The sequence below is a fragment of the Embleya sp. NPDC059213 genome, from assembly GCF_042754445.1.
Classification (GTDB): domain Bacteria; phylum Actinomycetota; class Actinomycetes; order Streptomycetales; family Streptomycetaceae; genus Embleya.
Genome location: NZ_JBHZAV010000085.1, coordinates 1 through 12,953 on the forward strand (window position 1 = coordinate 1; position 12,953 = coordinate 12,953).

At 70.2% G+C, this 12,953-nt stretch carries 7 protein-coding genes; 4 read left to right on the top strand and 3 right to left on the bottom strand.

The annotated features are described in order from the left end of the window. Window positions 1-2,784: hypothetical protein (locus ACFXMF_RS27690; protein ID WP_380020820.1), on the top strand; the 2,784-nt coding region annotated here is incomplete at its 5' end. Between the two features lie 346 nt (window positions 2,785-3,130). Then, entirely contained in the window at window positions 3,131-4,198 is a 1,068-nt protein-coding gene (locus ACFXMF_RS27695; RefSeq protein ID WP_360316164.1) for an SMP-30/gluconolactonase/LRE family protein, read from the top strand. An 89-nt stretch (window positions 4,199-4,287) separates the two neighbouring features. On the opposite strand, the gene ACFXMF_RS27700 is transcribed toward ACFXMF_RS27695, so the two are convergent. Both ACFXMF_RS27700 and ACFXMF_RS27705 read right to left on the bottom strand, forming a co-directional pair. Continuing rightward, the gene (locus ACFXMF_RS27700; RefSeq protein ID WP_360316167.1) at window positions 4,288-5,418 is read right to left on the bottom strand and encodes a class I SAM-dependent methyltransferase; all 1,131 of its coding nucleotides are present in this window, start codon (window positions 5,416-5,418) and stop codon (window positions 4,288-4,290) included. A gap of 269 nt (window positions 5,419-5,687) precedes the next feature. Continuing rightward, window positions 5,688-7,196: a DUF4246 domain-containing protein gene (locus ACFXMF_RS27705; RefSeq protein WP_379991635.1), complete on the bottom strand. Its 1,509-nt coding sequence runs from the start codon at window positions 7,194-7,196 to the stop codon at window positions 5,688-5,690. 600 nt (window positions 7,197-7,796) lie between these two features. Here ACFXMF_RS27705 and ACFXMF_RS27710 point away from each other — a divergent pair. Both ACFXMF_RS27710 and ACFXMF_RS27715 read left to right on the top strand, forming a co-directional pair. Continuing rightward, window positions 7,797-8,342, top strand: coding sequence for a hypothetical protein (locus ACFXMF_RS27710; protein ID WP_379991634.1), 546 nt, complete (start codon window positions 7,797-7,799; stop codon window positions 8,340-8,342). 311 nt (window positions 8,343-8,653) lie between these two features. Beyond that, window positions 8,654-9,217, top strand: a complete 564-nt coding sequence (locus ACFXMF_RS27715) for a hypothetical protein (protein ID WP_379991229.1) — start codon at window positions 8,654-8,656, stop codon at window positions 9,215-9,217. A gap of 122 nt (window positions 9,218-9,339) precedes the next feature. Here ACFXMF_RS27715 and metH read toward each other — a convergent pair whose 3' ends face one another. Further along, window positions 9,340-12,945 carry a methionine synthase gene (gene metH / locus ACFXMF_RS27720; RefSeq protein ID WP_379991230.1) on the bottom strand — a complete coding sequence of 1,202 codons (3,606 nt, stop codon included), beginning with the start codon at window positions 12,943-12,945 and terminating at the stop codon, window positions 9,340-9,342. Between the last annotated feature and the right edge of the window lie 8 nt (window positions 12,946-12,953).

The following is a 12,953-nucleotide window of genomic DNA, read 5'->3' on the forward strand; positions in this document are numbered from 1 at the left end:
CGGACCAGTCGCACCACCGTGCGCGACCTGGTGCACGAGCCGTACGCCCACGACTTCCCGCTGCTGATGGCGGCCAACCGGGCGGAACCGTTCGCGTACGAGGCGCTGGACGACCTGATCCGACACGAGGACGCCACCGACGCGGACCGGGCCTCGTTGCAACTGGAGTCGGTCAACTTCCTGCGCGAATACGGGCGTCGCGCGATCGACATCGCGCCGCAGGAGTGGCTGCGTACCAAGGCGTTCGACCGGCACGAGGACTGGGCCAACGCGGCCGTCGAGCACGGCCTGCTCGACCCGGTCCACCTGGTGGACGTCGCCCATCCCGGGCACGCGGTCATCGCGAGTATCAAGCGGCTGAGCCCGACCCTGGTCGTGGCCCCGATGCGAGCCCGGCTCGCCGAACTGACGCGGGATCATCTCGCGGGCCACACCGAGGCGTTGGCGATCGCGGTGGGCCTCGTCGACGGATTCGACGGGTCGCTCGCCGAACTGGTCACGCTGGCCGGGCAGGCGGCGGGCCCCCGACCGGACGCCGAGGAGGTGGCCCGGGCCGACGCCGCCGCGCTCGCGCGAGCCCGGGTCGAGGCGGCCGAGACCGCGCCGACCGCGTCGGTGCCGGCCGCCGCGGACCCGGTGGCGGAGACCGGGCACCAAGGCCCGAATCGGCCGACCGAGCCGGACCGCACCTCGCACCTGGTCGCGGTACACCTGCTGCGCACGCAGGCCGGTGTGGTCGAGGGCGATCCCGAGGCCGCGCCGGTGCCCGACGATCCGGCCGTGCTCGCCGCCCTGGCCTCGCTCTCGACGTTCGACGCGCCCGGCTACGAATATCCGAGCTGGCTCTACGAGGCGTGTTTCGCGAGCGAGTCGGTCGAGCCGCGGGTGGCCCTGGCACGTCGGGTGTTGGACGAATCGGTCGCCAACGACCTGATCGACCTGGGCGAGCCGGAGGTGCTGGCGGCGCTGGGCGAGAACAACGGCTTGGCGGAGCCGACGGCGAAGCGGCTCGCCGCGATCGTGGCCGGCAGGCCGGCCGGGCGGCCCGCGCAGTATCCGTCCCGGGACACCTGGCCGGATCCGGCCGAGCCGGGTATGTGGCTGCGTTGGATCCACGAGTACTTCGGCGAGGGACGCGGCGGTGGCGGCGAGTTCCTCGCCGAGGGCGCCTACCGACACGGCATCGTCGGGCCCACCGACCTGCTCGGCATCCTCCCGGCGCGGGCGCTGACCCCGCTGCCCCGGAAGTGGCGGTTCCGGGTCGTGGCGGGCCCGATCAACCGGGCGGTCGACGCGCTGGTGGCGGATCGGCTGGGCGTGGACCCGGACCGGTGGTTGCGCGCGCTGATCGCGATGGGCACCGAGGCGAACCGTCCGCTCACCGAAGTCCTTTCCATGAAACCGGAGTTGCCAGCCGTCGAGGACGAGGACCGGGAGGCCGCCTGGCAGCGTCTCGAATCCCCCCACACGATCGAGGCCGCAGTGGCGCACGAGGCCGAGTGGCGGGTGCGGCGCGCCTGGCACTGGCCGGCCGGCGACCTGCTGCTGCACGCGTCGCCCGAGGCGCTGGCCGCGATCCTGCCCCGGCTCGGCCCGCACGCCTACCCCTCGCTGTGGGCGTACGCGCGGCACGTCGAGCACCCGTCGCCCGCACTGGACGAGTACCCGTTCATCGCGAACGACCATGCCGCGCTCCGGATCGTCGCCACCCACAGTGAGAGCCCGGCGGTCCTGAAGCGCCTGTTGCGTCTCGACGACCCCGAACTCAACAGTGATCTGTACGGCCCGCCGTTGGACGACGAGGGCGCCTCGATCCGACGTGTGGTGCTCTCCCGGGTGCCACAGGGTCGGCCGGCGACCGGCCCCGACGACCTGCTTCCGCTCGACGCGGAGTTGCGCGCCCGGTTGCTGGCGGAGCACCGGCCCACCGCCTCCCTTCTGCCCGCGCTGCGCCTGAAGGTGGAGGCGGCCGACCCGGGGATCGTCGAGCACGCGCTGCGCCAACTGAGCCGGAAAGCCTCGCTGCCGGACCGGCTCGTCGGGGTCCGCGGCCTGCTGCGGTACGGCGGCGCGGACCGGATCGGCGCGTTGGTCGAGGAGGGCGTACTCGGTGCCGCGGCCGGACGGGTGGTGGCCAAGGCACTCACCGAGCCCGACCCCGACGCGGCGCTCACCGCCCGCATCGACCGCGAGCGCGGCGGCGACAAGTTGGTCGCGAAGCTGCGCCGTTGCTCCGGGGCGGCCGACGCCGACGAGGCACTGGACCTGCCCTACATCCAGGACTGGGACCTGATCCTGGCCGAGCACGAACGAGAGCCCTTCCCCCGCGAAGTGCTGAGCCGCCTGGTTATCCAGCGGGAATCCCCCGCGAGGCTGCTCGAACTCGGCCCGGTCGACGTCCGCTCCGCCCGCCGCTCCGCCCTCCTCAGCCCCGCACACGCCCTCGCCTGGATCTCCTCCGGCCAGGACGCCCTCGGCGATGCCACCTGGTACACCCACCTGGACGACCTGGTCACCAGGGGCCACCTGACCGGACGAGACCTGGTCCACCGGGCCCGCGGCGCCGCCACCATCCTGCGCTGGACAGCCGAGTCCACCCGACGCATCGAAGCCCCCGCCCGAATCCACAGCGCGGGCCGGGAAGCCCTAACCGAAATCGAATCCCTCCTGACCCCCAAAACCCGATGGCCCCGGATCTACGCGGCCCTGACCGGCCAAGACCCCACCTGGTCCCCGGAGTCGCCCACCTCGACCATCCACAACCTCCTGACCCGCACCGAGTAGCCCCGTACAGCCGCCGAGACCGCAGCCGACGACCACGCGCCATGTCCCACCCGAACGCGCAAGGTCGAATCGCCACCCTCACCGACTCGAACGCACGCATCCGCGCCCGGCAACGGGACACACCACCGCCGGTGCGACGTTCGGTCGGGGGGTGGCGACTCTCCATGGGGCGAGAAGCAGCGGTGTGGCGCGCGGGAGGTGCCTCAGGCCGCAACAGCGGGCCGGCGGCGCGAATTTGCTCGCCGGCCAGGGTGGCGCGTATGCGATGCGCCTCGGTCTTGTCGTTCCGCGATCGCAAACGGCGTGCCGTCGACGGTCGGGTGCTTCGGGGCAGCACAATCGTCGCGTGATCTCGCCCGACTCGCCGACCGCGTCGCCCTACGAGCCGATGCGTGTTCCCGCCGGCACCGACCGCCGCCTCATCTCGCCTCGCCGCTGGACTCCGCCCCGCGCCCCCGCCGACGCCGGGCGTACACCCCTCACCGGCCGTCTCGTCGTCGCTCGCCGCATCGGCACCGGCGGTCACGGTCCCGAGGACGTGATCTTCGACAGGCAGGGCGGCCTGCTGACCGGCCTCGGCGACGGCAGCATCGTGCGTATCGATCCCGCCGCCGGAACCCGCACGGTGGTGGGCAACACCGGTGGCCGTCCGCTGGGATTGGCACCGGCCGCCGACGGCGGCATCCTGATCTGCGACCACGACCGGGGTCTGCTGCGGATGTCCGCCGACGGGTCGGTCCGGGTGCTGGTCGACACCATCGCGGGGCGGCCGCTCACGTTCGCAAGCAACGTCGTCGAAGGCCCGGACGAAACCGTCTGGTTCACCGTGTCCACCCGCCGCTGGGACCTGGAGCACTACCTCGGCGACATCGTCGAGCACTCCTGTACCGGCCTGCTCTGCCGCCGAGACCGCGACGGCACCGTCACCGTGCTGCGCGACGGTCTCAAGTTCGCCAACGGACTCGTCCTCGCCCCGGACGCCTCACACCTGCTGGTGGCCGAGACCGCCGGGTACCGGATCAGCCGCCACTGGCTCACCGGCCCGAAGGCCGGAACCGACGAGCCGTTCGTGGAGAACCTCGCCGGCCTGCCCGACAACATGAGCCTGGGCAGCGACGGGCTGGTCTGGGTGTCGATCGCCGCACCCCGCAACGCGCTGCTGGACCGGCTGTTGCCCCTGCCGGGGCTCCCGCGTGTCCTGCTGTGGAACCTGCCCGAGGCCCTACGGCCCAAGGCCACACCCGTCGCCTGGGTGATGGCCTTCGACCTCGACGCGCGCGTCGTGCACGATCTGCGGGCCGACGACGTCTCGTACGGCTTCGTCACCGGCGTCGCGGAGCACGAGGGCACGGTGGTCGCCGGCAGCCTGCACGAGGACGACATCGTCGTGCTCGCCTCCTCTTCGGCCCGGTAGGTGGCGCACCCGGTCGGCGGCCCCGAGGACCCCCGGAGGCGATGGCCGAAGTCTCGGTCCGCTCGCCCCCGGGGAGTCGGCACGGAACGTCACTCCCCGGCGAGACGCCAAAGCGAAGTGACTTCCGCGGCCCGGGCGGCGTGCAGAGGGTCGGCGGTGTTCCGCGCGCGTGGATGCCGGGGCCGGGTGTCGATCCGGTCCAGCACGTGCAGGCCCGCAGCCTCGATGTCGGCGAGAAGTTCGCTGCGCGTCCTGAGCCCGAGGTGCTCGGCCAGGTCCGACAGGACGAGCCACCCTTCACCTCCCGGTTCGAGATGCGCGGTGAGTCCGTCCAGGAAGTCGCGGCGCATGCCGCTGCCCGGGTCGTAGACACCCTGCTCCACGGCGGAGGTGGGTCGGGCCGGAATCCAGGGCGGGTTGCAGACCACGAGGTCCGCTCTCCCGTCCGGAAAGAGGCCGGGGCCCACGACGTCGATGTGCCCGGTGAAGTGCAGTCGGCGGACGTTCTCGCGCGCGCAGGCCAGGGCCCGCGGACCGATGTCGGTGGCCACGACGTGGTCGATTCCCCGGCGGACCAGGACGGCGGCGAGCACTCCCGTTCCCGTGCCGAGGTCGAATGCGGTACGGCGGCCCGGGCGACGGCCGGGTGTGGGGAGTGGCGCACGTGCGACGAGGTCGACGTATTCGCCCCGGACCGGGGAGAACACTCCGTAGTGTGGGTGAATGCGAGCGTCGAGGGCCGGTACCTCGACTCCCTTCGTGCGCCACTGATGCGCTCCGATCACGCCCAGCAGTTCCGTGAGCGAGACAACCATCGGTTCGGCCGGCGCACCGTACGCCTCGGTGCATGCCCGGCGCACATCGGGTGCGCCGCGCAGATTCAGGCGGTGGCCCTCGTCCAGCAGAACGAGGAGTTTGCCCAGCACCCGGGCCCGGTGGCCGCGGGCCCGGCGATGCAGGTGGAAGGTCTCGGCCGGGCTGTCGCCTGGCCGTGCGGGCTTGCGGTCGATGCGGCGGCCCATCGCCTGCAGCAGTCGACGTGCGTGCCGGAAGTCGCCCCGCCACAACAACGCGGTGCCTTCGCAGGCGAGTCGGTAGGCGTCGTCGGCTTTCATGCGGTCGTCCGCGCCGACGACCCGGCCGGGAGCCGATGTCGCGCTCTCGGAGTGCCAGCGGGCGGAACGGGGCGTGTTCGTCTCGGTCCAGTGGATGGTGGACACCACGTACTCCTCGTGATCGAACGTGCAAGGGCACGAAGAGCACTTCGACGAGGAGCAGGGCGAACGGCCCGTGCGGCAGCACGGGCGCGTAGGTCAGGGCAGGTCGGGGGACCGCTCCCGCGTCGAAGCGCGAGAGGAGTCGCCGAGAACCATGCCGAGTGTCATGACCAGCCCTTTCGGAGATGACGTAAGAGGTTCGCATACTCCTCTCACCGCGGACAACCCCGCCTGGGGGTGGAGTGGTTCCCCACTCCACCGGTTCGAGAGGTTCAGTGCTCGCAGAGGGAGAACTCGCGTTCGTAGAGCTGCTCGTTGTGTTCGTCGACGAAGAACTTGCGTTCCCGCATGAGTTGTTCGCGGTGCTTCCTGGCCTGTTCCAGCGTCATGGTCGAGGTGTCGGACCATGGTTGTTGCGGTGGCACATCGGACGTCGAGACGATCCTTTTCGACGGGTCGACCAGGAAGAACGCGAGAATTTTGCGATGCCCCGGGCGGCTGGGGTCCGCGAGGCGGAAGGAGTCGACGCGGTGTTGCAGGATGTTCGGGAACGCCAGGCAGCGGCCCGCCGGGGTCGAAGTCGATCCCAACACCAGGTTCAGCGCGTCTTCGTCCTCCAGGCCGTAGATGTCACGTAGGCCGTTGTCGTCGTTCTGTTCGTAGTTCGGGTCGTCGAGTGCCGCCCGGAAACTCAGCCGGCTTTCGGTGATGTTCTCGCTGTCCCAGTAGTAGATGCCGGTCGAAACGATCCGCTCGTTCATCATCCCCTCGACATGCCAGGAACCGCCGGGGTACTCGGGCTTGTCCGGGGTGAGCCGAATGGTGGCGAGCTTGACGATGATCTGGAGACGGCGGCCACGCAGGTCGACGCGGGCGGATGCGTCGGGCAATTCGGGCGGAGTGAAGGCCGGGGCGTCCGGGATGACCGGACGGCGGTTCTCCCACCAGTCGTCCTGGGCCCTTTCCCAGACACGGAGGGCTTCCGCGTAGGCCTCGTCGTCAGCGTAGGAGGATTTGTTCGGGTGCTCCGGCTCGGAGTCGTACCACCCGTAAGGATCGGCCTCGATCCGCACGGGCCGCGGATGGCGCAGATCGGTGAGCACGTTCTCCAGCAGCGGGCGCATGCGTGCGAACAAGTCCGGTAGGACGGCAGCCAGTTCGCGATGCTTCACGGGATGGACGTTGTTGACGTACGAACGGAAGGTGACATCGCCGCCGTCACTGACGTCGACGTCCGTGGGCAACCACTGGTATTTCTCCGAGAATTCGTACTTCGAGTAGCGGTCCGTCGGGTTGTGCCAGGCCCGTTCGGGCGCACCGCTCACGTTTTTCACCAGGCAGAACAGTGAGGGGTGAACCAGATCCAGCACCTGGCCGTCGGATCCGGGGTGCCAGTCCTGTTCCGCTTCGGGGACCCGTTCCAGAACCCGAACCGCCGCGCGCAGCCGGGACGCGAGCTCGTCGTCGACCAGTGTGTCCGACTGCCACACCCCGTCGACGGTGGACACCTCGACGCCGGTGCGTTCGTCCCGCAGCGCGGCGTAATGCAGGAGTTCGGCGAGCACGTAGCGAACCTGCGCCTCGGTCAGGCCCTGGGCGACCGCTTCTCGCGTCCACCTGGCGACGATGTCGGCATCGTGCATCTTGTCGAACCACCCGGGCTTGGCCCGAATGTGTGAGCTGCACTGCATCATCTGAAGTTCCCGCAGCGTTCGGGGTGTTGCGAACGATATGGAACGGGAGGCCAGAAAGGGCAGCGGGAAAGCGGACAGGCCGGTCAATTCTCTCGGTCCTCACAGTCGGTGTGCGGCGGCGGGAAGCATACTTCAGCGGACGGACACGGCGGCCGGGAAGCCATCGGCCGCCACCGGCAAGGCCGTTCCCTCCCCCATCCACCGATTCCGGTCCCGTCCCGGTCCCGCCGGAGATCCGGCTCGTGTTCCGGCGGAGCCGCATATCGGCGCCATGTCCCGGTTCGGGCGTCCGCGGCCGGGCTCGCGCCGATGGTAATCCCTCGTCGTGATCTCCCAGGGCCCGCTTCGGGAACCGCCACCGGTGCGGTGCCGTCCATCGGGACATCGACGTCGATCGGGCCTCGGCCCGGGTCGACGATGCGAACACCCCACACAGGGGTCGGAGCGGGGGGACCCGATCCAGTCGGCGGTTTCCGCGAGGGGGGCCCTGCGGACGACTGGGGCGGGATCCGGCACGACCCGAAGTCCACCCGGCGCGCGTGCGCCGGGTATCGAAGCTTTGGGAAACGCGGGGGATCCGGAGACAGAATGCGTTACCGACAGGAACAGCCCCATCAGTCGTATCCGCAGCAGATGCCGTCGCCGTCCGGGCGCGGACCCGGACGTGAGGAGGGACACGGCAGGCTCATGCTGGTCCTCACGCTGGTGGGTACGCTGGCGACCGTGGTCAGCGTGCTGATCGCGCTGGGCATCGGCCCGTTCGACGTGACGGGCGGCGGCGGGAGTGGGGGAGGGGACAACAACCCGCGTGCCGGCGGGGATTCGGGCCCCAGGGGCGACGACAAGCCGGCGCAGACGGGTGCGACGTACGTCGAGACGGTCAACAAGATCTGTGGCGACAAGCTCGACGGCATCACCCGACGGGTCACCGAACTCAACCAGGCCGTCGCCGATCAGGACCTGGACGCGGTCGGCCTGAGCCTGTCCCAGGCGAGTACGGAACTTGCGGCGCTGACGACGCGGATCAAGGGCGTCGCCCTGCCGACCGACCCGAACGAGGCGCGACCGTTGCAGGAATGGCGGGACCTGTACCAAGCCAACGCCGAGGCGATGAGCAAGGCCTCCAGTGAATGGCAGAACGGCAGTTACGACGTCGCGAGCACCACGTTGAACGGCGCGCCGAGCGCCGAGGCGGACGCGAAGGGGGACGAGGTACACATCGCCTGCCCCTGACACCGACGCGCCGCGCACGGGCGAGTCCGCACTTCGACGCGCCCTCCGCGCCCAAGCCCCGGCCGGCCCGGCCCCGGGCCGGCCGGACGCGGGAGAAGCCCGTCCCAGCCTTCGCCCGCTCGAGCAGCGAGACGAACAGGACCCGGTGCGACGCGTCGCAACGCGACAACCATGGACGTGAGTTCGCACGGGAGACCGACCCGGCTCGTGGTGATCCGTGTGATCGGCGTCGGGTGGTCATCCTTGGGGTTGATCCGGGTGTGGGACTTTCCGTCGACGTGTGGCTCGTGCGTCGTTGACAGTATCTCGGCATGATCGAATCACGGGGGATCGTCATGTCGAGCCTGTCGGGATCCGCTGCGCCGCCCGCCCCGCGATGGGCGATCGTGGCCGCGCACGTGGCGGCGCTGACTCCGTTGCCGTCGGCGGTCTGGCGCTTCGCGTTGGTGTTCGGGAGTCACGGCGGCTACACCGAGCAGGGCTACGCGGACCTGGGCATGGACGGATGGGGCGCCGCCTGGGTGGTCTTCCTCAGCCTGTCCACCGAGTCGGCGGCACTGCTGACCCTGGCTCTGGTGCGGCCCTGGGGCGAATATCCGCCGCGCTGGGTCCCGTTCGTGGGCGGCAGGAGGATGAAGCCGGTACCGGTCACCCGGATCGCGTGCGGCGCGGTGGTGGTTCTGGTGCTGTTGTGGGCCCAGTTCCTGTTCTGGTGGGCTCTCCCGCACGAGGACATGACCGATTCCGGGGCCGACCTGCTCGGCGTGCTGTATCTGCCGCTCGTGCTCTGGCCCCCGCTCCTGGCGGCCGTCACCTGGTCGTACCATCGGCGCCACCTCGCCGAACCCACCCCCGGCAGCATCGGGCGGTCGTGACGTTGCCCGACGCTGCGCCACACGCCTGCCACGGCCGGGCCGGTGCGCCTTCCATCCCGGCTCTCGACCGTGGCTCCTTCGTTGCTCCTCCGTTGCTTCTCCACCCGGTCCCCAGTCGTCGACTACCTGGGGTCGTAGGCGAGGTTGGGTCGGAGCCAGGCCTCCGCCTCCCGGAGGTCCATGCCGCGTCTGCGGGCGTAGTCCTCGGTCTGGTCGAGCCCGATCCGTCCGACGGTGAAGTACTTCGCGTCGGGGTGGGCGAAGATCAGCCCGCTGACGCTCGCCGCCGGGGTCATCGCGAACGACGTCGTCAGGCCCATGCCGATCCTGTCGGCTTCGAGCAGGTCGAACAGGTGCTTCTTGAGACTGTGGTCGGGGCTTGCCGGGTAGCCGAGTGCCGGCCGGATGCCGCGGAACCGCTCGGCGTGCAGGTCCTCCAGGACCGGGTCGGCGTCGGGCTCGAACCAGTCGCGACGTGCGCGTAGGTGGAGGTGCTCGGCGAAGGCCTCGGCGAGGCGGTCGGCGAGTGCCTTCACCATGATCGACTTGTAGTCGTCGTGGTCGGCCTCGAATGAGGCGGCCAGGGCCTCGGCGCCCTGGATGGAGACCGCGAAACCGCCGATGTGGTCGCCTTCGGGTGCCACGTAGTCGGCGAGGCAGCGGTTGGCCCGGTTTTCCGGCTTGGCGGTCTGCTGCCGGAGCATCGGGAAGCCGACCCCGACAGGGGCGTCGTCGAGCACGATGTCGTCGCCGCGGGAGTGGGCGGGCCAGAATCCGTACGCGCCGTGTGCCTGGAGCAGCTCGCCCTCGACGATCTCGTCCAGCAGGGCGTTGCCCTCGTCGAACAGCTCGCGCGCGACGGGTTGGTCGAGGATGGCGGGGTACTTGCCCTTGAGCTCCCAGGCGAGGAAGAAGAACTGCCAGTCGATCATCGCGCGGAGCTCGGCCAGGCTCGGCCGAACGGTGCGAACGCCGGTGAAGGCCGGGACCGGGAGCTCGGTGAAGTCGACCCGCTCGGGGTTGGCCCGGGCCTGGCCGAGGGTGAGCAGGGGCTGCTTCTGCCTGGTCTCGTGCAGTTCGCGCAGGCGGGCCTGCTCGGTGCGGTTCTCGGCGTCCAGGACTTCGGCGCGGGTGGGGTCCAGCAGGTCGGAGACGACGCCGACGACGCGGGAGGCGTCCAGGACGTGCACGGTGGTGTGGTCGTAGGCGGGCGCGATCCGGACGGCCGTGTGCTGGCGCGAGGTGGTCGCGCCGCCGATCAGCAGCGGGATCTTCAGCCCCCTGCGCTGCATCTCGCTTGCCACGGCGACCATTTCGTCCAGGGACGGGGTGATCAGGCCGGACAGGCCGATGGCGTCGGCGCCCTCGGAGATCGCGGTGTCCAGGATGGTGGCGGCCGGGACCATCACGCCCAGGTCGACGACCTCGTAGTTGTTGCAGCCGAGTACCACGCCGACGATGTTCTTGCCGATGTCGTGCACGTCGCCCTTGACGGTGGCGAGAACGACCTTGCCATTGCCGCGTTCGGTGTCGGCGGCGTCCTTGGCGGCCTCGATGTAGGGCTCCAGGTAGGCGACGGACCGCTTCATCACCCGGGCGCTCTTGACGACCTGCGGCAGGAACATCTTGCCGGAGCCGAACAGGTCACCGACGATCTTCATCCCGTCCATCAGCGGGCCCTCGATCACGTCGAGCGGTCGAGCCGCGTGCCCGCGGGCCTCCTCGGTGTCCTCCTCGATGAAGTCGATGATGCCGTGCACCAGCGCGTGGGCGAGGCGTTGCCCGACCGGGGCCTCGCGCCAGGACAGGTCGACCTCGCGGCGGGTGCCGGAACCGGTGACCGTGCCGGCGAAGGTGACCAGCCGGTCGGTGGCGTCCGGCCGCCGGTCGAAGATCACGTCCTCGACCAGTTCCAGGAGTTCGGCGGGGATGTCCTGGTAGACGGCGAGTTGGCCGGCGTTGACGATGCCCATGTCCAGGCCCGCGGTGACGGCGTGGAACAGGAACGCCGAATGCATGGCCTCGCGGATGATGTCGTTGCCGCGGAAGGAGAAGGACAGGTTGGAGATGCCGCCACTGGTGCGTGCGCCCGGGCAGCGTTCCTTGATCAGCGGAAGGGCGTCGATGAACGCTTTGGCGTAGCCGTTGTGTTCGGCGATGCCGGTGGCGACGGCCAGGACGTTGGGGTCGAAGATGATGTCCTCGGCGGCGATCCCGGCCTGTTGGGTCAGCAGGTCGTAGGCGCGGCCGCAGATGGCGACCTTGCGTTCGGTGGTGTCGGCCTGGCCCTGCTCGTCGAAGGCCATGACGACGACGCCGGCGCCATAGGACTTGATCGTCGCGGCCTGTGCGAGGAAGGGTTCCGGGCCCTCCTTGAGGCTGATCGAGTTGACGACTCCCTTGCCCTGGATGCACTTGAGGCCCGCTTCCAGGACGCTCCAGCGGGAGCTGTCGACCATGATCGGGATCCGGGCGGCCTCGGGCTCGGTCGCGATGAGGTTGAGGAAGGTGGTCATCGCCTGCTCGCTGTCGAGCAGGTCGGCGTCCATGTTGACGTCGAGCAGGTTCGCGCCGCCGCGGACCTGCTCCAGGGCGACGGCGACGGCCGCCTGGTGGTCGTTGCCCTCGATCAGCTTGCGGAACCTGGCCGAACCGGTGACGTTGGTTCGCTCACCGATCATCACGAAGCCGGTGTCGGGCCCGATTTCGAAGGGTTCGAGGCCGCTGAGCCTGGTGGCGGGCCTGGTCTGCGGGACGGTGCGCGGCGGCAGGCCCGCGACGGCGCCGGCGATCCTCTCGATGTGTGCCGGGGTGGTGCCGCAGCAGCCACCGACGATGTTGGCCATGCCCGAGGCGGCGAACTCCCCGAGCAGTTGCCCGGTTTCCTCGGGGGTCTGGTCGTAACCGCCGAAGGCGTTGGGCAGCCCCGCGTTGGGGTGGCAGGCGACGTGGGTGCCGGCGAGGCGGGCGAGATCGGCCAGGTGGGGGCGGATCTCGTCCGCACCGAGGGAGCAGTTGACGCCGACGATCAGCGGGTTCGCGTGTTCGACGGAGTTCCAGAACGCCTCCACGGTCTGGCCCGACAGGGTTCGTCCGCTGAGGTCGACGATGGTCACCGAGATCCACAGGGGCAGATCGGGGGTGACCTCGCGGGCGGCGGCGATGGCGGCCTTGGCGTTGAGCGTGTCGAAGATGGTCTCGATCAGGAGGAGGTCGACGCCGCCCTCCTGCAGGGCCAGGAACTGCTCGGCGTAGGAGTCGAAGACCTGCTGGTAGGAGACGGCCCGATAGGCGGGGTCCTCCACCTTGGGGGACAGCGACAGGGTCACGTTGAGCGGCCCGACCGAGCCGGCGACGAAGCGTCCGCCGAACTCGTCGGCGGCCTGCCTGGCGAGCCGGGCGCCCTGCACGTTCATCTCCCGGACCAGGCCCTCCAGGCCGTAGTCGGCCTGCCCGATCCCGGTGGCGGTGAAGGTGTTCGTGGTGGTGATGTCGGCGCCTGCCGCCAGGTATTGCCGGTGCACGTCGAGGATGACGTCCGGCCGGGTCAGGTTGAGCAGGTCGGGGTCACCCGTGACGTCCCTCGGGTGGTCTGCCGTGATCAGGCTGCCCCGGTAGTCGTCGGCCGTGAGCGAGGCCCCCTGCAGCATGGTGCCCCAGGCGCCGTCCAGCACGACGACCCGCTGTCGCAGCAGCTCCCGCAACCTGGTCTCGGACGATCTTTCCACCAGTCCAC